This window comes from Mesorhizobium sp. RSR565B (assembly GCF_054719465.1).
On record NZ_JBTTIE010000001.1, the window covers coordinates 4,004,576 to 4,029,494 of the forward strand.

14 protein-coding genes are annotated in these 24,919 nt (G+C 57.9%); 4 read left to right on the forward strand and 10 right to left on the reverse strand.

The window, feature by feature from the left end:
* Positions 1-15: 15 nt before the first annotated feature.
* The 3 genes from ACYG9R_RS19450 (at position 16) to ACYG9R_RS19460 (ending at position 2,333) form a co-directional block, all read left to right on the forward strand.
* Positions 16-411, forward strand: coding sequence for a hypothetical protein (locus tag ACYG9R_RS19450; protein WP_155923333.1), 396 nt, complete (start codon positions 16-18; stop codon positions 409-411).
* 8 nt (positions 412-419) lie between these two features.
* Positions 420-1,304, forward strand: coding sequence for a DUF4198 domain-containing protein (locus tag ACYG9R_RS19455; protein WP_081726953.1), 885 nt, complete (start codon positions 420-422; stop codon positions 1,302-1,304).
* Positions 1,305-1,919: 615 nt separating this feature from the next.
* Entirely contained in the window at positions 1,920-2,333 is a 414-nt protein-coding gene (locus ACYG9R_RS19460; protein WP_050590565.1) for a response regulator transcription factor, read from the forward strand.
* 111 nt (positions 2,334-2,444) lie between these two features.
* On the opposite strand, the gene ACYG9R_RS19465 is transcribed toward ACYG9R_RS19460, so the two are convergent.
* The 3 genes from ACYG9R_RS19465 to ACYG9R_RS19475 are packed head-to-tail and all read right to left on the reverse strand — an operon-like array spanning position 2,445 to position 5,242.
* Positions 2,445-3,224, reverse strand: a complete 780-nt coding sequence (locus tag ACYG9R_RS19465) for an ATP-binding cassette domain-containing protein (RefSeq protein WP_031247018.1) — start codon at positions 3,222-3,224, stop codon at positions 2,445-2,447.
* The gene (locus ACYG9R_RS19470; protein ID WP_031199895.1) at positions 3,214-4,236 is read right to left on the reverse strand and encodes an ABC transporter permease; all 1,023 of its coding nucleotides are present in this window, start codon (positions 4,234-4,236) and stop codon (positions 3,214-3,216) included. Before ACYG9R_RS19470 ends, ACYG9R_RS19465 begins: the two co-directional genes overlap by 11 nt.
* A 58-nt stretch (positions 4,237-4,294) precedes the next feature.
* Positions 4,295-5,242 (reverse strand): sugar ABC transporter substrate-binding protein, encoded by a 948-nt coding sequence (locus ACYG9R_RS19475; RefSeq protein ID WP_196813636.1) that lies wholly within the window; start codon positions 5,240-5,242, stop codon positions 4,295-4,297.
* 404 nt (positions 5,243-5,646) lie between these two features.
* On the opposite strand from ACYG9R_RS19475, the gene ACYG9R_RS19480 reads away from it, so the two are divergent.
* Positions 5,647-11,217 (forward strand): trifunctional serine/threonine-protein kinase/ATP-binding protein/sensor histidine kinase, encoded by a 5,571-nt coding sequence (locus ACYG9R_RS19480; RefSeq protein WP_023734893.1) that lies wholly within the window; start codon positions 5,647-5,649, stop codon positions 11,215-11,217.
* Between the two features lie 178 nt (positions 11,218-11,395).
* On the opposite strand, the gene ACYG9R_RS19485 is transcribed toward ACYG9R_RS19480, so the two are convergent.
* The 7 genes from ACYG9R_RS19485 to ACYG9R_RS19515 form a co-directional block, all read right to left on the reverse strand.
* Complete coding sequence (locus ACYG9R_RS19485) at positions 11,396-16,861, reverse strand: ATP-binding sensor histidine kinase (RefSeq protein WP_023734892.1); 5,466 nt, start codon at positions 16,859-16,861, stop codon at positions 11,396-11,398.
* 545 nt (positions 16,862-17,406) lie between these two features.
* Entirely contained in the window at positions 17,407-18,486 is a 1,080-nt protein-coding gene (locus ACYG9R_RS19490) for an ABC transporter ATP-binding protein (RefSeq protein ID WP_023734891.1), read from the reverse strand.
* A gap of 34 nt (positions 18,487-18,520) precedes the next feature.
* Positions 18,521-20,629: an ADP-ribosylglycohydrolase family protein gene (locus ACYG9R_RS19495; RefSeq protein WP_023734890.1), complete on the reverse strand. Its 2,109-nt coding sequence runs from the start codon at positions 20,627-20,629 to the stop codon at positions 18,521-18,523.
* Between the two features lie 38 nt (positions 20,630-20,667).
* Complete coding sequence (locus ACYG9R_RS19500) at positions 20,668-21,501, reverse strand: carbohydrate ABC transporter permease (RefSeq protein WP_023734889.1); 834 nt, start codon at positions 21,499-21,501, stop codon at positions 20,668-20,670.
* Entirely contained in the window at positions 21,498-22,343 is an 846-nt protein-coding gene (locus ACYG9R_RS19505; protein WP_023734888.1) for a carbohydrate ABC transporter permease, read from the reverse strand. The genes ACYG9R_RS19500 and ACYG9R_RS19505 overlap by 4 nt, the downstream gene beginning before the upstream one ends.
* Before the next feature lie 131 nt (positions 22,344-22,474).
* The gene (locus ACYG9R_RS19510) at positions 22,475-23,794 is read right to left on the reverse strand and encodes an ABC transporter substrate-binding protein (protein ID WP_023734887.1); all 1,320 of its coding nucleotides are present in this window, start codon (positions 23,792-23,794) and stop codon (positions 22,475-22,477) included.
* A 33-nt stretch (positions 23,795-23,827) separates the two neighbouring features.
* Positions 23,828-24,835, reverse strand: coding sequence for a LacI family DNA-binding transcriptional regulator (locus ACYG9R_RS19515; protein WP_023734886.1), 1,008 nt, complete (start codon positions 24,833-24,835; stop codon positions 23,828-23,830).
* Positions 24,836-24,919: the final 84 nt, after the last annotated feature.

Genomic DNA, 24,919 nt, shown 5'->3' on the forward strand with positions numbered 1-24,919 from the left:
GCGCGATTGTGGAGCTTGGTCGCACTCGTCGGCATACTTGCCTCAGTTTTGCGGGTGAATTTGCCGCCTGACTGGCTCGAGATGGCATTTCTCGGATGCTGGATAAGCACCGCTATCACCGCCGCGGCTGTTCACCTGCCTCGCGGGCTCGGCCTATCAGGCAGCGTTGCACTTGCAGTCAATGCAGGCGTTTGGGCTCACATGGTGGTAGCGTTCTCCGGCGTGCCCTCCGACGCCTTCTGGGCGCTGCTTGCGGTTACAGTGATCGTCCCAGCAGCCGGGTTGATCGCGTTAAATGCATCGATCGCTATCAAGGTGGCATCGAGTTGGCTCATCGCGATCGCTGTGCTTGCCGGAACACTGCCATTCCTTCATGTCACCCCCGGATATCTTCCTGACCACCTCGAATAGGAACTGTCATGACAAGAGATGGGCGAAGCCAATTTAGTCGGATTTTGCGCTCGCGCGGATGGCTCGCACTTTCTGTTCTGTTTGCTTGCAGTGCGTTTCCCGCAGGCGCCCATGATTTCTGGATTGCGCCAAGTTCATACTGGATTTCACCCGCCGTCGTCGTTGGGATGACTCTTCAGGTAGGGCATGGGCCATCTCGCCAGCGATCGCCAATCCCGCTGCGCCGCATAGTCCGTTTCGAAGCGGTGGGACCCGACGGTGCGAGAACAGATTTGAAGGCAGGGCTAAATTTGGGAGGCAGTGCGGAAGATGGCAGTTTCGCCCTTCAGAAACCCGGGTTGAACGTGATTGTTCTTCAGACGGACAGCCTCGCTCAAACACATTTGCCGTCAATCCGATTCAACGACTATCTCGAGGCCGAAGGACTGACCCCGGCGCTCGATTTGCGGACCCGTCTTGGTCGCATGGACCGCGATGGATCAGAAAATTACAGCCGATGTGCGAAATCGATAATGCAGGTCGGCCCCGTTGGCACAGGTCCTCAAGGGCAGATAACTCGCCCCCTGGGTTTACCACTGGAGATCGTACCGGACCGCAGCCCTTATGCACTCCCACGATCCGCGGAGTTTCCCGTGCGGGTTTTATATTTGGGCCGGCCGTTGGCCGGAGCGTTGGTCAAGTTGACCCATTTGGAGGACGACGCCGCGCCCTTGGAATCTCGCCTTACCGATCAGGCGGGCAGAGCGACCTTCACATTGCCGATTGACGGTTCATGGCTGCTGAATGTGATTTGGACGCGGTCTCAGCCGAGTTGGGCCGAAACGGACTTCGAAACCACTTTCTCCAGTCTCAGCTTCGGCTTCCTGCGGAGCGCGTCAACTCCAAGCCGTTAGGTTCCGCTCGAAAGATGGTCCATCGGACGTGAGGTGAACGCCGCACGGTCCATCCTGGACTTTCTCGTGGCGCTGCATAGGAAGGGTCAAGCCATGATCACGGCCTGCCATAGCGCCACCTTCGCATCCTATAAGCTGGCGTAATTTGGTTGTGTGCCACTGCCTTCGAAGCCGCTCTTGGTCACAAACCTGAACCGTATCTACGCTCAGCAGCAGATTGCGATTGATCGGCTCGACATGCTAACCATATCCATTGCGCCAGCGGCGACTTTTCCGATGGCTGCTGAGGCAATGAGACAGGATCCGCCGTCCCTGTTCAGATTCTCGTCCACGTATCTTTAACCGGTAGTAGAAAGTTCGGGACGACAGGGCGGCAGACGGAGCACTACGGGATTGCTAACCAGCCGCCTGCGAGAGGTCATGGTTTTGGTCACTCAAGGCTTGCGAGTCGAACCGGTGCGAGACGCGGCATAGGCGGATTGAGATGGAAGCACCTCATGGGAGAGTGATGCAAGAATGAAAGTTCGTTCGGTTACGGACATGGTGAGCACGGCCGCGAGCGTCAGTCTGGTGGCGGGAATGTCAGCAGAGCGTAACTGTCTTCGGAGGTGGTAGATGGCCACACCGCATGAGACGGACACAGGTCGGGCCACTGGCCAAAAGGTCCTAATCTCGATCATTGATGATGACGAGTCGATCCGCGAGTCCGTTGCGGGCCTAATTCTTTGGATGGGTTTCCGGGTCGCGACATTCGCATCTGGCCCCGAGTTTCTAGCCTCCCCTGAGGTCCTGGATAGCGCTTGCATCGTGTCCGACGTGCAAATGCCGGATATGAATGGCTTCGAGCTGCACCGTCGATTACGGGATCTAGGTCATAGTATTCCGACGATTCTGATTTCGGCATACCCCAATGACGAGGTCGATGTGCGCGCTTCGGCCGAGGGTATCATTGGTTACCTTTGTAAGCCCTTCAGCATCGAAGAATTGGTAATGTGTGTCCGTTCGGCTTCTCTAGCTCCCAAGGGATGATGCCGTAGCTTGGGGTCTCAGCAACAGTGAGGGATGCTATCTTGTGCTTAGAAGGCTTCGTCGGCAAAAATGACTTTGGAAGGTAGCCTGATGACTGCGATCGCTGGGTCTTCAACCAGCGTTCCGCTCCAATGCGCCGTTTGCTTCATCAATTTTGCCCGCCATCAGCCTCATCAGCTGGTTTTCCGTAAGGTCAGACCTCTTGAACGTTCCGAGTTGGCGCCCGAGAAACAGCACTACGAACGTATCTCCGATCGAGTACGCGTGCTGAGCGTTATGCGTAACCAAGATCACGCCGATTCCCGCCTCCTTCGCCTTCTGTATGTAGCCTAGGACGATCTCGGCCTGATTCACTCCAAGAGCCGACGTCGGTTCATCGAGAATGAGAATGCGAGCGCCAAAATGTACGGCTCGAGCGATCGCGACGCACTGACGTTGACCGCCCGAGAGGGTGTTGATCGACCTACGCACGGCGGCCGAGCTGACGCCTAGATCACGCAGCGCTTCCTCGGTCATCGCGATAGCGCTGCGGGAATCAAATCGCTGGAACGGTCCCCAGCCAATCCGTGGCTCTCGCCCGAGAAAGAAATTGCGATACACGGACATGATCGACACCAAGGCAAGGTCTTGGAAGACTGTTGCAATGCCCATGTCTAGAGCGTCGCTCGGCGACCCCAGACGCACTCCAACCCCTGATACGCGTACAGTCCCGTTGTCGGGCTTTGCCACGCCACATAGGATTTCAATCAGCGTAGACTTGCCGGCTCCGTTGTCACCTAGCAGGCAAACCACTTCCCCCGGCCGGACGGAGAGGCTCACGTCAACCAACGCTGCAACATTCTGGTACGATTTCGAGACGCAGACAGCCTCAAGGTAAGGGTCATCTTTTATGAGCCGCACCCTCCGGTTTCATCGCCTTTAATCGAGTGTAGTTATTGATAAGCACCGCTATCAGAAGCATGAGACCAAGAAATGTCATGAACCAGACATCGGGAAGCGGCGTGAAGAAGAAGCCTTGGTCGACCATGCCAAAGAGCAGGGCTCCGAAAAGGGATCCGATTGGCGACCCGTAGCCGCCGGTCAGGAGCGCACCGCCGATGACCGCAGCCGTGACCACCTCGAATTCGCGCCCGACCGCTGCGTTGGCATTGCTTTGGTTTATGGCAAAGATATCCAGTGCGGCAACTAACGATGCTGAAACCGCCACCGTCACATAGAGTAGGATTTTGACCTTTTTGACCGGGATACCCAGCCGCACAGCGGTCCGCGAATCTCCGCCGGTGGCATAGATCCAATTGCCGAAAGCGGTCTTTTCCAGGACCCACGCCGCTAAGATTGTTATGAGAACCCACCAGCACAGCGAAATGGAAAACGGACCGATCGAGGATGCAAACAATGCCGCCGACGCGTCCCCGGCCGTCACGTCTCGAACGCCATCCACCGTGCTTGTGCCAATCAACATCCGTAAGCCGCCTTGTGCAGCACCGCGCAGAATGAACAGCATCGCCAACGTTATTATGAAAGAGGGCAACCTGGTTGTCACGACAAGGAGGCCGTTGATTATTCCGACAACTGCTGCCGCCGAGATGGTGACGGCCAAAGCTGCTGAAAGTGGCCACCCACATTCAACTAAAAGGTAGCCTAAAATCGACTCGGCTGCCGCCACCATAGATCCAACAGAGAGGTCGAACTCGCCCGCTACCATCAGGAGCGTGACCGGTGCGGCAATAATGCCGATTTCCGCCGCGACCTCCAGATAGTTGCGTGTCATCGGCAGTGTCAGAAACCCTGCCTCGCCTGTGAAAACGGCAAAGAAGACAAAAACGATTACCGTCCCGGCGACGGCGGTCAATTCTGGACGGGCCAACACTGAAGCAATGCGCTTGGCGCTCAGGATTCCCATGGTGGCGCCTTAGTATCAAACGACATGCAGCGCCTCCAGCCCTGGATTCTGGTTACTCCTAGCGAGCGGAAGCCTCAAGTCTGTTGACGTTGTTCGGAGTGATAACGACGGGCCCGGTCACGAGCACTGGCTCGGCTGGTTGAATGGCTTGGCGAATATACAGCGCCAGCATTATCACCGGATAGTAGCCTTGAGCGTACTGTTGCGCATCAAGGGCGAAATCTAGTTGGTGCGCCTTGAGGGACGAAACGGCGCCTGCTGTTAGATCGATCGTGCCCCAATGCATCGCCTTTCCGCGCTCACCTATGTCGGTGCGGACCTGGGTCATTGCCGCGATGCAACATCCACCGATAGAGAATACGGCGTCTATCGAGGGGTCTTTTTGCAGTTGCGATTCGGTAATCGTCTTGATCCGGTTTGAATTGTTGAAATCGGTGAGCGGGATCTCGGCCAAAGCTGAAGTTCCAGCAAATGCCGCCTTGAACCCGTTGGTACGCGCATCAAGGAAGGGCAATGCGCCAATAGGGGCGGTGATAATCAGCGCGTGTTTCGAGCCGAGAGCATTGAACTGCGCTGCGCCCACCGCGCCCTGTCTACCCGGGTCATCGCCAACGAACGCAAGCGCGCCGACATCGGCCACCTGGTCGCCTCCCTGATTAACGATAATTACTGGAATGCCGGCTTCCGACGCTTTCTTGATACTCTCGTTTAATGAAGCGGGCGTTGGATCGGACACGATAATACCGTCAGGTTTTGCGGCTATGGCGGCTTCAAGATTCCGGCGCTGCTGGTTCGGGTCGTTTAGATTGTTTTCGATGCCGCGATACTGCACATTCACGCCAAGGTCGTTGCCTGCCTGCTCTAGGCCTTTGATAACGCCCGACCAATACGTATCGGACGGCGGGGAATGGGTCACCATTATGAAGTTTGGCTTGGCGATGGCGACGCCTTCGACGCTGGAGACGCACGCAAGTGCGATGGCTATCATTGCAACCTTGTTGAACATGATCTTTCCCTCTGGTGCATCCCTTACGCTCTTCTGGCGCGCCGACCCGCTCATCGCGGCGAGCCGCGTATTTTCGGCATTCGTAGTAAATGTACCAAACCCCATTTTTTTGCAAATCAGAGGGCACTGTCTAGCGACGGAGAAGGGAGCCAGGTGAGGATCAACCGCTCGCGCAATGACATTGGCATATTGTTCGCCAGAACTCGCTGAAGTTCCCTTGCCGTGTACCAAGAAGCGGCCACGGGGATTGGTGTCCTTTTTTCATTTTACCGCATTTGGACAAACTAGGCTCGCCTGCCAGTCGCCGAACAGTCGCCCGGTGGCGAGTGGAGCCTAGTCAGCACGGTTTCTTTGTGAAACGCTCCTCCGCAATATCCAATTGGAAAAACCGTGGAGCGTGATGGATGGAGCCGCAGATCTCGCTTTTTGCGCGCGAAAGTGGTCCTGAAGTTCTGTGGAAGGACGGCGAGCGCGCGCTCCATCGAGAGCTAATGGCTTATGGTGATCAGCCGCCGCGCAATGTGCTTGCGCTCAGGTTGACCACAGTGCACCCACGTCCGACGAGCATCGCTCAGATCGCGCATGAGTTCGAACTCAAGGACCATCTCGACAGTGCTTGGTCTGCCCGTCCCATAGAGCTCGTTCCAGACCGCGATAGAACGATACTGATATTGGAAGATCCCGGTGGCGAAACACTTGACCGCCATATCGGTAAACCGATGTCGATACCTCAGTTCCTTCGACTGGGTATAAGCACTGCAGCGGCCCTAAGCCATGCACATCAACGAGGCTTGGTCCATAAGGATCTGAAGCCGATACATATTCTGGTGAACCAGATATCTGAGCGAGTGTGTCTGACGGGGTTTGGCCATGCCTCCCGACTGCCGCGTGAGCGTCAGGCACTTAGCCCACCAGAGTTCATCGCAGGAACGCTTGCGTACATGGCACCTGAGCAAACCGGACGAATGAACCGCTCGATCGACTCGCGTAGCGATCTCTACTCGCTCGGAGTGGTGTTCTACGAAATGTTGGCGGGCGTGTTGCCATTCACCACGTCCGACCCCCTCGAACTGATTCATTGCCACATTGCCAGGACTCCGGCGCCGCTGTGTGAAAGAGTGGCGAATATACCAGGCCCGATCTCCGATATAGTCACAAAACTGCTCGCGAAGACAGCCGACGAACGCTACCAGACCGCCACTGGCGTCGAGCATGATCTCCAACGTTGCCTGTCGCAGTGGCAAGCGGCAGGGAAGATCGTCCCATTTACCATAGGCGCCCGTGACACGCCTGATCGACTAATGATGCCAGAGAAGCTCTACGGAAGAGATATCCAAATTGCGTCCCTGCTAAATGCCTATGGTCGCGTCGCGACGACTGGGGCAACGGAACTGGTGATTATCTCTGGGTATTCCGGGATCGGAAAATCCTCCGTCGTGAACGAGATGAATAAGGCCATATTATCGTCTCGCGGCCTCTTTGCTTCCGGCAAGTTCGAACAGGAAAAGCGCGATATTCCGTACGCAACGGTCGCTCAGGCATTTCAGCGATTGATCCGCAGCTTCTTAGGCAAGGGCGACTCGGAACTGGCAGGCTGGCGCAGGGCATTGCGCGAGGCCGTAGGGTCACAAGGACAGCATCTAGTCGAACTCATGCCCGAACTGAAGCTGGTTATCGGGGAGCAACCGCCTGCTCCGGATCTTCCGCTGCAGCAGGCGCAGCAGGCTTTCCAAATAGCCTTCCGAGGCTTTGTCGGCGTGTTCGCAACGGAAGAGCATCCGCTGGTACTGTTCCTAGATGATTTGCATTGGGTCGATGCGGCATCGCTCGACCTCCTCGAAGATCTGATGACCCGTTCTGAGCTTCGCTACCTGCTGGTGATCGGCGCTTACCGGGACAACGAAGTCGATTTGGATCACCCGCTCCCCCGCAAGTTGGAGGCCATTCAAAGCACGGGCCTGAAAGTCGAAAAGACTAAGCTGACGCCTCTCAGCCGAAAACATCTTGAAGAGCTGGTGATGGACGCGTTTCATTGCGTTCGGGCTCGCGCTGTCGCTCTAGCTAGAATTCTTTTTGAAAAGACCGCTGGTAATCCTTTTTTTGTAATGCAGTTCCTGTCTGCCCTTGTCGATGAAGGCGTAGTTGAATTCGATCGGACAATAGGAGCTTGGACTTGGGATCCTGAAGGCATTCGAAGCAAATTATACACCGAAAATGTGGTTGAACTGATGGTGGGCAAGCTTGCCCAGCTGTCAACAGTTACGCAATCTGCACTGCTCCAATTGGCTTGTCTTGGGACCGCCGCTTCCACCGCGATGCTTGCGACGGTCCTCTCGAGGTCGGAGGATCACGTCCATGCAGCGCTTTGGGATGCCGTTCGGCGGAATTTCATCGAGAAGAGTGACGATAGCTACAGATTTATTCATGACCGAATACACGAAGCTGCCTATTCGCTGATCCCGCACGACAAACGGATCGAGATGCATCTCCACATCGGTAGAGTGCTGGTCTTGAACACGCCCTCTTCAATGCGAGATGAGTTGATTTTCGATATCGTCAATCAGCTCAACCGCGGCACTGCACTTATCTTCTTGAAGGAAGAGCAGGAACAACTCGCCGAGTTCAACCTGATTGCAGGCAGGCGAGCTAGGGCGTCGGCCGCCTTTCTTCCAGCACTCAATTATTTCGCTACCGGCGCATCACTTTTGGGAGCCCAAGCTTGGGTAGATCGCCATGAACTCGCGTTTGCCCTTGAGTTCTATCAGGCTGAATGCGATTTTCTTATCGGTCAGAAATGGGCTGCCGAAGAACGCCTCACTACGCTCTCTGTCCGAGCAGGAAGTACGCTTGAGAGAGCGACTGTCGCTTGCCTGCGCATTGATTTGTATACGACCCTCGATCAATGCGACAAAGCCGTTGACATCTGCATCGAGTATCTGGGTCACTTGGGAGTGAACTGGTCACCGCATCCGACGCGAACTCAGGTGAAGCGCGAATACGGCAAGATTTGGAAGCGGATCGGCGATCGGACGGTTCAAGAACTGGTCGATTTGCCGTTGATGAAAGACGCTGTTTCCCTCGGCACACTAGACGTGCTCACGAGGATCTTTCCGTCGGCGCTTTTCACCGATGCAAATCTGCTTTCGCTTGCCATCTGCCGCGCAATTAATCTGAGCCTGGACGAAGGGCACGGCGACGGCTCCTGTGTTGCCTACGTCTTTTTCGGCAAAATAGCCGGGCCCCAGTTCGGCGATTACAAAGCTGGGTTCGCGTTCGGTCATCTCGGTTATGAATTGGTGGACAGGCCGGGCCTGGAGCGATTTCGCGCCCGTGCCTATCTCTGGTTTGCGCAGTTTTCATTAACGTGGACCCGACATGTCAGCGTTAGTCGAGCGCTTATTTGGCGGGCATTTGAAACGGCGAAGGAGGCTGGCGACCTCACGTTCACCGTGTATAGTTTCGATAACCTTAACACGAATTTCTTAGCGGCGGGTGATCCGCTTGAAGAGACACAGCGTCAGGCGGAGCGAGGTTTGGAGCTCGCCGTGCGAGCGAAATACGACCACATAATCGATCTCATGAAGGCGCAAATGGGTGTTATACGATGTTTGCGGGGACTGACTTACAAATTTGGCAGTTTCGATGATGGGCAGGTGAGCGAGTTTGAGCTCGAACGGCGCTACGCGGCCAACTCTGCAACTAAACAACCCGAATGTTGGTATTGGATTAGGAAGCTTCAGGTCCGCTTCTTTGCCGGGGAATATTCTACTGCATTAGCCTGCGCGGCAAGAGCCCGTGAGTTGCTTTGGACATCCGCTGCGATGTTTGAGACAGCGGAATATCATTTCTACGCGGCGCTTTCTCTTGCTGCTTTCTGCAATCCAGTCCTGGCGAAATCCGCCGATCCAACATCGCACTTCTCCAAGAGGCCAGGTGCGCTCGAGGACCACTGTCGGACACTCGTGGCGCATCACAGACAGCTCGAGCTGTGGGCTGAGAATTGTCCAGAGAATTTTGAAAACAGAGCTGCGCTGGTTGGTGCAGAGTTAGCGCGGCTCGAAGGCCGCTATCTAGAGGCGGAGCAGCTGTATGAACAGGCAATTCGCTCCGCCCGTGTCAATGGGTTTTTCCACAATGAAGCGATCGCCTATGAGACAGCCGCGCGGTTTTACTCCGCCAGGGGGTTTGAAGACATCGCAGAAATGTATCTTTCAAAAGCCCGCGACGGCTATTTGAGATGGGGCGCACTGGGCAAGGTAAGACAGTTAGAGGCTGACCATCTCAGATTAAATATCGTCAACCGATACGTCGGAAGCAGCGACGGGGCGACGCCTGCCAAACACCTCGATCTCGCCGCCGTTCTGAAGGCTTCTCAGGCTCTATCAAGCGAAATTCTGTTGCCACGACTCGTCGAGCAGTTGATGACGATCGCCTTGCAGAGTGCGGGCGCTGACCGAGGACTGCTTATCCTACCGCGTCAGGACGATTACGTGGTCGAAGCTGAAGCTCGAATAGTCGGCGACGGCATCGTCCTGCAATATGGCCACTCCACAGAACTGGTGGCTCCCGAAACCATCCTTCGCTACGTCATGAGGACGCAAGAAGCGGTAATTCTCGATGACGCAACCAAGCAGCATCTCTTTTCAGTCGACCCATATATGACTTTTCGCAACCCGCGATCGGTTCTCTGCCTTCCGCTGGTTCGTCAGGGGGTTCTGGGCGGAATGCTTTACCTTGAGAACACCTTGGCATCGCACGCCTTCACGTCCGATCGCATAACACTCCTGGAACTCTTGGGAACCCAGGCGGCGATTTCTTTGGAGAACACGCGTCTCTACAGCGATCTGCAAGAACGCGAGGCGCGTGTTCAGCGGCTGTTCAACGCCAACATCATCGGGATATTCACTTGGGATCTTAATGGTAGAATCACCGATGCGAATGATGCGTTCTTGCGGATCATCGGATATCGACGTGAGGATCTCGAGTCTGGCTCACTGCGCTGGAAGAGCCTGATGCCCGATGAATGGGATCCGCAAGATGATCGCATTATGGACGAAATGCGCGCTACTGGCGCCGCGACGTCATTCGAGGGAGCCTACGTCAAAAAAGATGGCACCCGCGTTCCTGTCTTGATCGGTGCGGCACTCTTCGACATGCGGTCAACCGAGGGCGTTGCATTCGTCGTCGATCTGACGGATCGGCAACTAGCCGAGGAAAAAGCGCGCGAAAGTGAACGTCGATATCACGAAACCAAGCTGGCGCTCGCACACGTAAACCGTGTAACCACAATGGGACATCTGGCGGCCTCGATCGCCCACGAACTGAGCCAACCTATCTCAGGTGTGGTTGTCAGCGCGGAGACGGCGTTACTATGGCTGGGCGAAGCGCCAAACGTTCCTGAAGCTCAAAAAGCGATCGCACGAGTTGTCCGCGATGGCACCCGCGCTGGGCAGGTGTTCAGTCGGATCCGTACACTTGTTAAAAAGGCACCCTCGCTAAAATCGATTTTGGATATAAACGAAGTCATCCTTGAGACCATCAGCCTTACACATGGCGAAGCCATCAAAAGTGGCGTTTCAATCGAAATGCGGCTCAACGAGAGGCTGCCGCTGATCTTGGGCGATCGAGTCCAGCTGCAGCAGGTCGTTCTCAACCTCATTATGAACGCTCTTGATGCCATCAAGGGGACCGGCGACACTGCAGGAGAAATCCGAGTGAGCTCTGCGGTCACGGGCTCCGGTGAAGTCCATGTATCGGTGCAAGACTCGGGACCAGGCATCGATCCCGCAAACCTCGAACGCATTTTTGGAGCGTTCTATACGACCAAGGCTGACGGGCTCGGCATGGGGCTCTCGATTTGCCGCTCAATTATTGAGGCGCATGGTGGAAAACTATGGGCAACTATGGTCCAAACTCGAGGAGTAATCTTCCATTTTGTCGTGCCTGTTGAGGAGAGAAGTCATGCCAGGCAGTAACCAAAAATACGATTCCCGATCTTCCATGAGGACGCACTCACGATGCTAGATGCGTCGTGCGTGCGGGGAAAGGACGCATTTCATAATGATGTCACCAACAACCTGGCGGATTTTGCTTCTTCTAGCAGTTTGGCCCATAGACTCCTGCCGAGCGTTCGATATGACGGCAACAAATGCGCTACGGCGATTTTTCAATTGGCAGCATAACGTTAAACACGGCGCCATGAGGTTTGTTCGGAGTTGCCCATAGCCTGCCGCCATGCGCTTCCACGATCGTGCGGCAGATCGGCAATCCCATCCCCAACCCACTGGACTTGGTCGTGTAAAACGCCTCGAAAATACTCTCAGGATTGGCCTGAGATAGACCCGGACCCGTATCGCTGACCGCGACAAGGACGCCGTCTGAGTCAACCTTGCTGGTGCTGATCGACAATTCGCGCAGTACCTGCCCAACCTCGCTCATGGCTTCGATGGCGTTCATGATCAAATTCAGGATCACCTGTTGTAATTGGACTCTGTCCCCCAAAATGCGCGGCAACCCCTCTGCCAGTTGCATCTTCGCCACGACGCCTCTCTCTGACATTGGGATACGGGCTAGTGCCGAAATTTCCAAAATTGTTTCGTTGATTTCCAAATTTTCCTTCCGGGCAGGGGCATTTTTGGAGAAGTCACGAATACGGCTTACAATATCAGCGGTCCTCTTACCGTCTCTCATAATGCGATCGATGGCGTGCTTGGCCCCATCCAAATCTGGCGGCTGACGAGCGAGAAAGCGCATCGCGGTTCCAGCATTCGTCAGCGTGGCAGCTATAGGTTGATTGACTTCGTGAACAATGGAGGCTGCGAGTTGGCCCATTGTCGCTACGCGGTTCGCGTGCACCAGCTCGGCCTCGGCGCGTTTTCGCTCCGTCAGATCTACAACGAATGCGACGCCCTGATGTCCGAGTTCGTCGAAGGTCGCCCCACCCACAAGCACGGGCACGAGATTGTCGTCTTTCCGAAGAAGATCCTTCTCGTACGGTCTGCAGGTTCCAGTAGAAGCCATGTCCGCGAATGCTCGTTCGTCCGCCCAGCTCCATTCGGCGGGTGTCAAGGAGGTCCAACGCAACGAGCCCGAAGCAACATCGCCGCGGCTATATCCCACGATTTGGAGAAAGGCCTCGTTGGCTTCCATGATGCGACCGTCGAGATCGAAAATACATATTCCGATGATATTGGAGTCGACAAGACGCCGAACCTTTGCCTCCCGCTCTTGGAGATCGCTATACAAGCGTGTGTTTTCAAGCGAGATCGCTGCTTGCGCCGCAAGCAGTTCCAGGACCCCGATTCGTCCCGGCGTGAACGCGTGTGAGGTCAGCGCGTTTTCCAGGAGGACAATTCCTGTCAACTCTCCCTGTTTGATCAGCGGTACGCACAGGATTGACTTTGATAGTTGATGGTGCAGATACCCGTCCACGGAGAACAGGTTAGGTTTGGAGGCATCATCGAGAATGACGCTTTCCCGTGTGCGGATGACGTAGCGCACAAGGGATTCTGGACACGTGATTGACGTGATCGGCTCTTGATTTAATGTGACTTCGATCTGATTTCCGGCCGCCCGCGCTTCCGCATGGATCAGATATTCACCCCCTGACGGCAGGATCAAAAGGCCGCGATCCGCGCCCGCGTTCTCGATCAAGGTCCTCATCAGCCGCTTGATTAACTTGGGCAGCTCGATCTCTCCAGACAAAGCCTGAGAGGCTGCTATGACACTCTCTGCGTCGAGATGTTGAACCCGGGAGCCAATGCCCGCGTCACGACCTTGCACTTCCGGAGCGGTCAGGTGCGGATAAAGCCGGTCTAGCTGCCGCGCCTTGCCGTCGGCGCCCCAGCGGACATAACATCGCCGAGCATGACCTAAATGGGCAATGGCGGAAATCTTTGAGCCGCGCGCATTGTAAAACCTCGCGGCCAACTCATAGGCAAGGCCTTCGTTCTGCACGAACCCTTGATCGCGAGCAGAGGAAATTGCCTCCTCGTAGAGCCGCATGGCTTCAGCATCCCGTCCTTCGATACGGGCGAGCTCCGCGGAAACAAGTGCGTGCTTGTCGCCGAAGGTCGGTGGGTAATTTGCAGCCCACTCTCTGAGTTGCTCCAGGTGCAGCGCCAGGAGATCATGCCAAGCTCCCTTCTCGCCGACCGAAGCGCTCTCATAGAGAGCAGTCACGGTCAGCGCGGTATAGTAAACATAGTCGAGCTTCTGGAAATGAACCGGTGCAGCCCAAAGCAATTCTTTCGCTGTCTCGGCCGATGCGAGCGCCTCGACGTAGTCGCCCGACAAGAACCGGGCTTGTAACTTCAAGATCCAGTACAGGCAGGTCGCCGTGGCCGTCCCGTCAGCCATGATCTGCGCCTCGAAATCCGCTTCGTCAAATTGCGCATCGCTGAAGGTAGAGAAAGTTAAGGACCGGCCCTGCATGGTCGCTACGAAGCGTTGCTGGGCCTCGATCACGGTAGCGACGTCATGGAACCGAGCTTTCCGGACAAAATCCAGGGCCCTTTCCGACTCCCGCCACACTGCGTCGAGCGGGTCGTTCCGCGTCAGAAAATTCGTTATCGACTTGTCCATGCAGTAGCAGGCGACAGTCAGATCACCGGTGTCGTTTGCTATACGAAAGGCCGTCTCAAGAAAATTTATCGAGGTTGCGATCGGTTGTGTCCAGACGGCGACAACGCCTTTCGCATGGTAGGCCTTCCCCCGGTAGGCGACGAAACCTTGCTTATTGACAAGCTCGCAGGCGAGCTCAGCGAATCGATAACCGTCGCCGTAACGGCCAAATACTGGTCCCAGGATTTGGCCGAGATCGGCATAGCCATGGGCCGATGCGCCGCAGGTTCCGTGCTGCATTGTCATCTTCGCTATCCGGCACGCGAGCAACGACCACAAATTGAAGTCGGTATGGTTAGCAGGGGAGAGGAGCACTGACAGCACATCCATCGCGGCCAGCATTTCTGGATCCGTCATCATTGGCAGATCAATCAAGTTTTCGATCGGCTGTCCGCCAAGAGTTTGCCAGACCGTTTCGTATTCCGCCTGGACTTGCGCCTCAGTCGGGTGCGCCGAGATGTCAATGCCGAACAGGCGCAGGCACGAGAGTGCGCTGTCGACGGCTTGGGCATTTTCCGATTTCAGAGTGTGGAGCAGGACTTTCAGACGATAGGTGGTCGCCAGGTCGACTTTCGACGCCGCGCGTTGCAGCAAATCAATTATCAATTGCTCAGCTTCTTCGAAGTTGCCGCTCAAGAATTCGCATTCCGCACGTTCTAACCAGAGGCCGAATGTCAGTTCGTATTGTTTGTTCCAGCTTGTTTTGTCGAGCATGGTCATGCCGGCCGCTAGATACACGGATGCGGACACATAGGCAGCGGACGCTTTGGCCTTTCTCCCTGCGCGCAGGTTGAGCGTCGCTAACTGGGATTTCTCCTGCGGTTTAATCAGTTGTCCAGCGCCCCGATTGAGCTGGCCGGCGACATCGAATAGGTGCTCGGCGAGCTGGTCATCCGTCATGTTCGCCAGAAGCGTGCGGCCGACGAGCAGGTGGGCGTCAACTCGATGTCCGTCGGGGATAAGCGAATAAACCGCCTGTTGAATTCGATCATGCAGAAACCTGTACGCGCCATCCTGCTGATCGATGAGACCTGCATAAACAGCTTCCCGGAGCGTCTCGTGCATTGCTTCCTCTGTCTCTTTCTGAACCAGAGTCAGGATGGCGACGTCGGTGGCGTGGCCAAGACAGGCGAGCTGTTTCAACACGTCTTGGGTCAGGGGAGAAAGTCGCTTCAGCTTCTCCACCATGAGATCCACCACATTATCGGTATAGCCCTTGGCGTGTATGAGATCGATTTCCCAATGCCAAGCTCGCGCAACAGGATCAAATGTGAGCAATCCCTCGTCGGCCAATTCCGTCAAAAACTGGATTGCAAAGAATGGATTTCCCCCGGTTTTCTCCTGAACCAGCTCCGACAAAGGCCGCGCACGCTCGATATCACAGCGGATTGCACTCGCGGTAAACTGGCTGATCTCGTCGGACCCGAGGGGACCCAGCTTTATCTCACCCACCCTCGCATCAGTTTTTTTGATCGTATCCAGCATATGCAAAAGCAGGTGAGCGGGCCCGACCTCGTCGTCTCGATAGGCGCCAACCAGCAGAAGGTTGCGCACCTCCGAATGCGTGATCAGGTGCCCGATAAGGTCGAGTGTGGCTGCGTCCAGCCATTGCAGATCATCCAGGAACAGCGCGAGCGGGTGCTCCGGCGTCGCAAACGCGCCAAGGAAGCGACGGAACACAGCCTTAAATCGGTTTTGCGCCTCTTGGGACGGCAGGTCGGAAACGGACGGTTGTTTCCCGATGATGAACTCCAGTTCGGGAACGAGGTTGACGATCAGCTGTCCGTCCACACCGACCGCCTCTGACAAGATACGCCGCCAGCGATCCACTTCCCCTTCGCTCTCAACGAGAATCTGACGGACCAGGGTCTGGAAGGCCTGTGCCAGAGTTGCGTATGGGCTATCGCGCTTGTACTGGTCGAACTTGCCTGCAGCGAAAAGTCCCCGCGACGGGACGATGACCTTATGTAACTCGTTCACCACTGAGGATTTGCCGACACCGGAATAGCCGGATATCAATACGAGTTCGGAGGTGCCTTCGACCACTACCCGATCGAACGACGCGAGCAGAGATTCGATCTCGCTTTCGCGCCCATAGAGCTGCTCCGGGATCATCAACTGGCCCGATGTGTCGTGGGCGGCTAGTGGGAATGGTTCGATGCGACCATGTAGCTGCCATTCCATTAGGCACCGACGCAGGTCGGCCTCGACCCCCCCCGCGGTCTGATAGCGTTCCTCGGCCGTCTTCAGGAGAAGCTTCATCACGATTGACGAGAGTACCTGAGGAATTTCGCTTATACTTTCAGTGGGCGAGACAGCACGCCTCGCAATATGGCAGTGCACCCATTCCATCGGATCAGAAGCGGTGAATGGGAGCCGGCTGGTCAAGATTTCGTACAGCGTGACCCCGAGAGAATAGAGATCGCTCCGGGAATCGATAGAACGGTTCATACGCCCCGTCTGTTCAGGAGCCATGTACGGAAGCGATCCGGCGATGAATTGGGGCGCTTCAGGCTGCTGACGCTCCCGCGGAAGCCGAGACGCAACCCCAAAGCCTGTAAGCCAAACGCGACCGCGGTCGTCTACAAGTGCGTTCGCCGGCTTGATGTCCTTATGGATGAGCCCTTGCTTGTGGACTTGACCAAGCGCCACTGCCAAACCAATGGCAATACGCAGCAAGTGGGATAAATCGATGGGGAGTCCTTTGTGCTCCTCTATTGCTTGGTCCAGGGGTTCACCGCCTGAATCCTCAAGGATGAGGAGCATTCGTCCTTGGTGGCGAGCAATGGCGAGGGGCCGGGCGGCCCATGCTGCATCAAGTCCGCTCGCCAGCGCGTATTCGTGTTCGAGCCGCCGAATACTCTGAAGTGACGGCTGCTCACCAGCGACCGACACCGCTAGAATCGGTGTCTGGTTGCCGACCTCTTTGCCGCGGTAGAGCGTGAACTCCGCCCCTTCGCGAAGCACCTCCAAGGCGTACTCGGAATCCTCGGCCATCAAGCTTCTTATTGCTAGGAGAATGAGCCCTTGTCACAGAAAGAGATTGGCCCGCGAAACCCGGAGTCGAGCACGACCCTACTGTCAATCTGCCGGAGCGTCCATCTTTATTGGTTTGCTGCGAATGAGCCGCAGCCCGATCCCAGCCTTGCAGGACAAACGCCACTTTACATAGACAGCCTTTCGTCCTGGAGTTCCACCTGTCAGGAGTCCGTCGCATTGATCAAGCTGACCGCTCTGATCCCGCAGCTCGGTATCGAGCAACTCGCTCTCGAGCTGTCGCTTGACGATGAGGCTTCGACAGGAAGGACGGCGCCACACAACTGGCCAAAGCGGCACATGGCGAAATGGCTAACTCGAAACTCAAGGCGCGGCTTTGAAGGAAGACGCCCAGAATTTTCGACACTCTGAGAGGCTCGCCGTATATCTGGCACATGTCGAGCCAGCAGAAATGCAGACGTCTACAAAACTGCGTGATGTGAGGCCGATCAATCGCGACACGCTCTTTCGATTCGAGACAATGCATCCGGCCAGGCGAGACCCCGTTATCGTCGATGCAAAGCTTGACTGGTCTCGGCGTCGAACAGGCTCACCTTGGCGATGTCAGGCTCTACAAAGAGAATCTCGCCGGGGCGGGCACTGATTCTCTCACGAAACACGGCGACCGCCGGCGTGCCGGCGATCCTCAAATGAACCTGTGTTTCGGAGCCTGTTGGCTCGACCACGTCAATCGATGCGGCAATACCCTTGCCCGAGAGAGGGATCCTGAGATGTTCGGGCCTTAAGCCGTAACGCACCTGCTTCCCCTCCGCCGCGCTGAAGCCCGGCGCGACCGGCAAAAGCGTGCCGTCGTTGGTTCGCACCGCCGGCGCGCCGTTGTTTCGCGTCACGACGCCATCTATGATGTTCATCGACGGCGAGCCGATGAAGGTCGCGACGAACAGATTGGCCGGATGATCGTAAAGCTCGAGCGGGCTGCCGATCTGCTCCACCCTCCCGTCATTCAACACGACGATCTGGTCGGCCATGGTCATAGCTTCGACCTGGTCGTGCGTGACGTAGACCGTGGTGGTGCGCAGGCGTTGATGCAGCGCCTTGATCTCGGCGCGCATGGCCACGCGCAATTTGGCATCCAGGTTCGATAGCGGCTCGTCGAACAGGAACACCTGCGGGTTGCGCACGATGGAGCGGCCCATGGCGACGCGCTGGCGCTGGCCGCCTGACAGCTGGCGCGGATAGCGATCGAGCAGCTGGGTCAGGCCAAGGATTTCCGCCGCCTTGGCCACCCGCTCGTTTTTTTCCGCCTTCGGCGCTTTGGCCAGCGTCATCGAGAACGCCATGTTCTCGGCGACCGTCATATGCGGGTAGAGCGCATAGTTCTGGAACACCATGGAGATGTCGCGCTTCTTTGGCGGCAGGTCGTTGACGACCTTGTCGCCGATGCTGATCGTGCCGCCCGAAATATCCTCCAGTCCGGCGATCATGCGCAGCAGCGTGGACTTGCCGCAGCCCGAGGGTCCGACCAGTACGACGAACTGACCGTCCGGGATCTTGACCGAGACGCCGTGCAGCACGGCGTGCCCGGCGTAGGATTTCAGCACGTTGTTGATTTCGACTGAAGCCATTCAGATCTTCCCTATGATCGTAGGTGCAGCACGTTCAGGCGCCGCTCACATGTAGTTCGTCGGTGGAGAGCGCACCTTCGGCGATGAGCAGTCCGATGCCGCCATCGGGCAATGCCTCGGCGCTGGTGTCGACCGCCTCGATCGCCACACCATCGAACAGCGCTTTGATGTGGCTGCCCTTTACGGTCAGCGTCACCGGGATCGCCTTTTCGAAAACGAGATCGTATGCCGTCTCCGCCAGAACGGCGGTGTCGGCGTCCCGTGTGCGCACGATTTGCAGCTTTCCGTCGCGAGTGGCGCGCACGGCGTAGTAACGCCGCAGGCCCTGAACGCGCGCGCAGACGCCACCATAATTGCCGAGGTGAATGACGATGTCGCCGAAGACTGTATAGTCGGTCCATTGCCGCGTCCCGTGAATCACGATGCCTTCGTCGCGGCTTTGCGAAATGCGGAAGCTCGGAGGATAGCGTTTGGAAAAGAAGCTGACGCCATTCACCCAGGCCATGCGCCAGAAATCGCATTCGCCGGCGGGACGGTGCAGCGTGAGTTCCGGCGCCCCGTCCCAGCGGAGATAGTCAAGCAGCACACGGCCATCCGCACGCTTGCCCCCGCTGGTGAGTACGATGCCGATCTCGGCGATCGGCTGGCCGTCCAGATCCGGCAGGCGCCATGACAGGACACGGTCTTCGCCCGCCTTCAAGATGACCGCATCGCCATCGAAATCGCGCAGACGATCCTCGCCATCATAGGCACGGATGCGCAGCCGCACCGACACCGCGCCCTGGTTGTGGCGATCGGCGACGACGCGCGCCTTGACCACTTGCCCGGGATAGACTAGCGGCGTCGCCATCAGATCGTAGGTGCGCATCGACAGCACCTCGCGCGGCGAGAAGGTCGGCGTCGTCACCGCGGCGCTCAGCCCTGGCGCCAGCGCCCCATAGTTTATGGTCAGTGCACGCGCGTTCTCGAATTCGACATTGCCGACGCGAACGCCGATCGCTGCGCCATGGCCTTCAACCGGGCGGAACCCTTGCTGGCTGCCGGACAGCGAGAAATGGAACTGCGCGCCGCCCTTGGGCGCATCGAGCGGATTGCCGCCGGCAAGCGTCATGCCGAGATTGGCGATGTAGTATGCCGTCCGCACCGCGTCGTTGATCGAATTGCCGCCATCGGCCGACGAGATCAGCAGCCGGTCGGCGATCGGCCCGCGCCAGTCCGGACCTGCCTCGACGCCATCGAGGCCCAGCATCAGCGCGAGCAGGCAGCCGACATTGCCGGCGTTGCAGTCGGTGTCCCAGCCGGACGTGTTGACGATCATCTGCGCCTTCTGGAAATCGTCAGGCGCATAAAGTACAGCCATCACCATCAGCGCGTGGTTAGGCACGACATGGCAATTGCCGGGATATTTGTCGTAGCCGTATTTGTCCTCGATCTTCTGACGCGTGTCGTGCCAGTCGGGATGCTGTTTCACCCAGCCTCTGATATCGGCGATGAGCTTGGCGATCAGGCTGTCGCGCGGGATCACCGACAGGCCGGTGTCGATGAGATGGTCGATGTCGCTGGACACGAAGGCTTCCGCCTCCATCGCTGCCCACAGCATCGCCGCATAGACGGATTCACCGTCATGCGAGACCTTGCCGGCCTGTTCGGCAAGTTTTGCCGCCAGAAGCGGCTGCCCCGGCGCCACCATCGCCCAGCCATCGATGAAGATCTGCGCGCCGATCTGCTCGGCCACGGTCGCACCATTGGTCGCGATCGACCCGGAATGTGGGGCAGGAATCCCCTTCTTGAGGTTGAGCCAGGCGGTATGCTCGGTCGAATTGCCCGAGCCGCCCCACCACAGGATCGAGCGTTCCTCGACGATGTAGTTCAGCCACGCCTTGCCGATGGCCTCGGCCGGCAAATCCGGCGAAATGCCGTAATCCTCAAGCGCGCGGATGAAGGTGAAGGTGCCGGCGACATCGTCATCCGTCACCACCAGCGGCTGGTTCAGCCGCTCATGCACGTAATAGTCGATCGGCCCGAGCTCTTTCATGATCTTCTGGTAAGTCCAGCCCTCGAACGGCCGGCCGAGATAAACCCCCACCAGCTTACCAAGCACGCCGGCATAGACCCGTTCCAGATAGTCATTGGGTAACTGCATGTTCTGCTCCAGATACTCGAAATATTTCAGCCCGGGTTTCAGCCCTTGACCGAGCCGCCCGCCATGCCTTCGATGAACCGCTTCTGCATGGCGACAAACAGCACCACCACCGGCACCACGATGATCAGCGCGGCGGCCATGATCTCACCCCAGTCGGAACTGTATTGCCCGCTGAGCAGGTAGAAGCCGATGACGGCAGTGACCTTGTCGGCCTTCTGCAGGAAGGTCGTCGCGATCACGAATTCGTTCCAGGAATTGAGCCCGATGATCAGCGCGACTGTCAGAATCCCGGGTGACACGATCGGCAGCATGACCTTGGAAAACACCTGCCAATGGGTGGCGCCGTCGATCAGCGCGGCTTCCTCGAGCTCCTTCGGCACGGCGATGAAATAGGTCCTCAGCAGCATCACCGCGAACGGGCTGTAGAGCGCGGTGTAGATCAACGCGACGCCGAAGACATTGTTGACCAGGCCGAGCTTGGCGAAGCCGAAATAGAGCGGGAAAATGTAGAGCTGGATCGGCGCCGTGGTGGTCGCCAGCAGGTAGAACGTCCAGATCTTCCACGAGGCGACTTTCTTGCGCGCCAGCACATAGGCCGACAGCGAGCATGTCGTGCAGACGAGAATGATCGTGGTGCCCGACAACAGCAGCGAATTGATGAAGGTTTTCGAGAACTTGGCGTGCGCCCAGGCGTTGGTGAAATTCTCCCAGCGGATCGGGTTGGGCAGTGACAGCGGGTTCTGCACGATCTGCGCCGCCGGCTTCAGCGCGTTGAGCACCAGAAGCGCGATCGGAAACAGCGCGATGAAGGCGCCGATGCCCAGCACGATGTAGGAGATGGTGAGCGTCGTCCGGCTTTCGACCATTCTCATTGCTCGCCCTCCTGCGTCTGCAGCCGGACATAGAAGAAGGTGCCTACGAGGCCGAACAGGCTGATCACCAGGGCCGCCGCCGCTGCCTGGCCGACATTGAGGTCGTAGAAAGCGTGGCGATAGGCGAGCGTCGACAGCACCTCGCTTGAAAACGCCGGGCCGCCCTGGGTCAGGATGTAGACGAAGTCGAAGGCGAGAAAGCTCCAGATCACCGTCATGATCAGCATCAGCATGATGGTCGGCCGGATCCCCGGCAAAAGCACATAGCGCATCATTTGGCCGTAGCTGGCGCCCTCGATGCGCGCCGCTTCGATCTGCTCCTGAGGCACCTGCCGAAGGGCGGCGAAGAAGATGACGCACAGAAAGCCCCACCAGTGCCATAGGTCGACGGTCGCCACGCCGAACAGCGCGGTCGATGGCTGCGCCAGCGGATTGGCGACCGGCAGGCCCATGCGCTGCAGCATGCCGAACACGCCGGTGACCGGGCTGTAGATCATGCCTTGCCAGACGCGCGCGGTGATGACCGTGGCGATGACGACCGGCAGGAAGTAGACGACCTGGAAGAAATTGCTGCCGCGCCGCACGATCAAGAGCATCGACGCCGCCAGCAGCCCCATGGCGATCGGCACCACGAGGAAGATGCCGGTCCAGATGATGTTGTTGGTCAGCGCCGACCAGAACACGCCATCGGCGAGCAGCGCCCGGAAATTGTCCAGCCCGGAGAAAGTCGGCGTCGAAATACCGTCCCAGTTGCAGAATGCCAGGACAACCGTCAGCAGTGCCGGAACCAGCACGATGACGAAATTGATGATCAGCGTCGGGACGAGATAGAGCCGGTGCATGGACAATTGCCCTGGGTTTTGGAGCATGATGCCGAAAAGTGTGAAGCGGTTTTCGGACGACATCATGCTCTATTGATTTAGCGCCGGTCAGGCGCCGCTCCGTCGCTGGTTCGGTTGGGTTTTGCGGTGCCTCAAGCCCGCTTCGGTGCCGCCGGCACCTTGCCGGCCGTCTTTTCCTGCTGAAACGTTTCGTCGAGCTTCTTGAGGTAGTCCTTCGACGAGATCTTCTTCAGCCAGACTTCCTCCATGCCGCTGACCAGATAGGTGTCGGTGGCGGGCGGCAGGAAGGTCCATGTCGTGTAGCCATATTGGCCGGCGCCGACGGCGGTCGACAGGTTCTTCATCGACTCGGTGTAGAGCGGCAGCACCTTGTCGGAGAGTTTTACCCCTGACAGATCCTTCAAAGGCAGGTTCCACTCGCCCTGCCAGGCCGAGTTCATGGCGCCGTAGAATGTGTCGCTGAAGATATAGTCGAGCACCGCCGCCGCGCCGTCCGGATTTTCGGATTTCGCGTTGACCGAGAGCGTCGAGCCGATGCCGAGCGCATAGACCGGCGGGCCGCTCGTGCTCGGGAAACCGACGAAAGCCGGTTCGGCATTGTTGGGCGGGAAATAGGTCGGGACGTTGGTAAAGCTCCAGGTTCCGCTCGGCGCCATGCCGGCCTGGCCGGTTGCCACCTGGGCAAAGGCCTGCTCCAGCGTCAGCGAGAAATAGTTGGGGCCGAAATAGCCCTTCTGCCACCACTCATCGAGCTTATCGATGGCCGCCTGGATGGACGGATCGGTCCATGGAATGGCGCCCGTCAGCGCCTTGTAGACATTGTCGGGACCAGCCACCGAATTGAGCACGATCGAGACATGGTGCTCGTTGGCCGGCCGCCAGTCGGCATTGCCGGCGCCGAACGGCACCAGGCCCTTGGCCTTCATCTCGTCGGCCAGCGCCTCGAGCTCGGCGATGGTGGTCGGCGCCTTCCAGCTGCTCTTGTCGAACAGTGTCTTGTTGTAGAACAGACCGAGCGTCTCGTAGGTCTTGGCCAGCGCATAGAGCTTGCCCTCGTACTTGCCGAGTTCCGTGAACAGCGGCAGCAGCCGGTCGTTCCAGCCGAGCTTTGCCGCGTAGTCGTCGAGCGGCAGCAACTGCCCGGCCTGCGCCATCGACGCGACATAGCTCGGGCCGGCGGTGAAGACGACGTCCGGGCCATTGCCCGACAGCATGGCGATGCGCAATTGCTTGTCGAGGTCGGAGCCGCGGAAGTCGATCGACAGATCATCCTCCGGATGCGCCGCATTGAACGGGTCGATCAGAATGGTCTTGAGGTTGTCCTGGTTTTCCGGTGAGGCGGATTCGTACCAGAAGCCGACCGGCTTCTTGTCGTCGGCAAAGGAAAGGCGCGGCAGCAGCGGCAGGGCGACAAGCCCGAGGCCGGTCTTGACCAATGTACGGCGTTGCATGATGTTCTCCTCCGATATCGTTTCTTATGGCAGTCAGGTCGAACCGCGTTCGATCAGGCTGTAGGGCATTTCGAGCGCGGTCCCCGCGCCCGGTGAGGCGCCGCGCAGGCGCTCCATCAGGATCTGTGCAGCCTTGACCCCCATGTCGCCCTGGAATTGCGCGACCGTGGTCAGCGATGGTGTGACCAGCCGCGCCGCCGAAATGTCGTCGAAGCCGGCAACCGCAATGTCGCCGGGAATGGCGATGCCGCGATCGCGCAGCGCCTGCATGACGCCGATGGCCATCAAATCGTTGGCGGCAAAGATCGCCGTCGGCGCATAGCCGCTGGCCAGCACCGCCTCGGCGGCACGGGCGCCGCCGGTCTCGCTGAATTCCTCGTCGACGAGGATGTAGGGCGTGCCGCCGGCCTCGGTCAGCGCGGTGCGATAGCCTTCGACCCGCACGCCCTGGGGGCCACCGCGGCCGGCGACCATGGCGATGCGCCTGTGGCCGCGGCCGATGAGAAACTGCGTTACCGAGAAGGCGGCGGCGTAGCTGTCGACAAAAATGTCGTCGATGGCGATGTCGCCGCCGCGCTTCTTGCTGGACTCGATACGCACCACCGGCACGCCGGCATCGAGCAGCGGTTTGAAGTCGCCGGCGCGCAAGGTGAAGAACACGCCGATCACACCGTCGACCCGCCCCTGACGGGACCAGTCGAGAAAATGCCGCTCGCGCTCGGCCGAGCCGTCGGTGCTGACCGCGATCACGTCATAGCTGAGGTTTTCGGCCACCGACTGGATGCCGCGCATCAGCGCCGGATAGAAAGGGTTGGTGATGTCGGGCACGACGCAGGCGATGGTCATGGTGCGGTTGGTCTTGAGCGCCTGCGCGAACCGGTTCGGCGTATAGCCAAGCTCCGCCGCCGCCTTGGTGATCCGCTCCCAGGTCTCCGACGAAATCGCCGGAGACCCGCCACCGCTCATCACCATCGACACGCTCGCCTGCGATACGCCCGCCAGCCGCGCAACGTCTTTCTGTGTGGCCCGACCAGTGCGCAATCAAAATCGTCCCTTATACGTAACAACAACCTATTAATACGTATTAAAGTACTGCGAATGGGGCGTCAAGAGGCGGAGTCTCGG

Coding starts and splice junctions, on each gene's coding strand:
- ACYG9R_RS19455 (WP_081726953.1), top strand. CDS start 420: ATGACAAGAGATGGGCGAAGCCAATTTAGTCGGATTTTGCGCTCGCGC.
- ACYG9R_RS19460 (WP_050590565.1), top strand. CDS start 1,920: ATGGCCACACCGCATGAGACGGACACAGGTCGGGCCACTGGCCAAAAG.
- ACYG9R_RS19470 (WP_031199895.1), bottom strand. CDS start 4,236: ATGGGAATCCTGAGCGCCAAGCGCATTGCTTCAGTGTTGGCCCGTCCA.
- ACYG9R_RS19475 (WP_196813636.1), bottom strand. CDS start 5,242: ATGTTCAACAAGGTTGCAATGATAGCCATCGCACTTGCGTGCGTCTCC.
- ACYG9R_RS19480 (WP_023734893.1), top strand. CDS start 5,647: ATGGAGCCGCAGATCTCGCTTTTTGCGCGCGAAAGTGGTCCTGAAGTT.
- ACYG9R_RS19485 (WP_023734892.1), bottom strand. CDS start 16,861: ATGGCCGAGGATTCCGAGTACGCCTTGGAGGTGCTTCGCGAAGGGGCG.
- ACYG9R_RS19490 (WP_023734891.1), bottom strand. CDS start 18,486: ATGGCTTCAGTCGAAATCAACAACGTGCTGAAATCCTACGCCGGGCAC.
- ACYG9R_RS19495 (WP_023734890.1), bottom strand. CDS start 20,629: ATGCAGTTACCCAATGACTATCTGGAACGGGTCTATGCCGGCGTGCTT.
- ACYG9R_RS19500 (WP_023734889.1), bottom strand. CDS start 21,501: ATGAGAATGGTCGAAAGCCGGACGACGCTCACCATCTCCTACATCGTG.
- ACYG9R_RS19505 (WP_023734888.1), bottom strand. CDS start 22,343: ATGCACCGGCTCTATCTCGTCCCGACGCTGATCATCAATTTCGTCATC.
- ACYG9R_RS19510 (WP_023734887.1), bottom strand. CDS start 23,794: ATGCAACGCCGTACATTGGTCAAGACCGGCCTCGGGCTTGTCGCCCTG.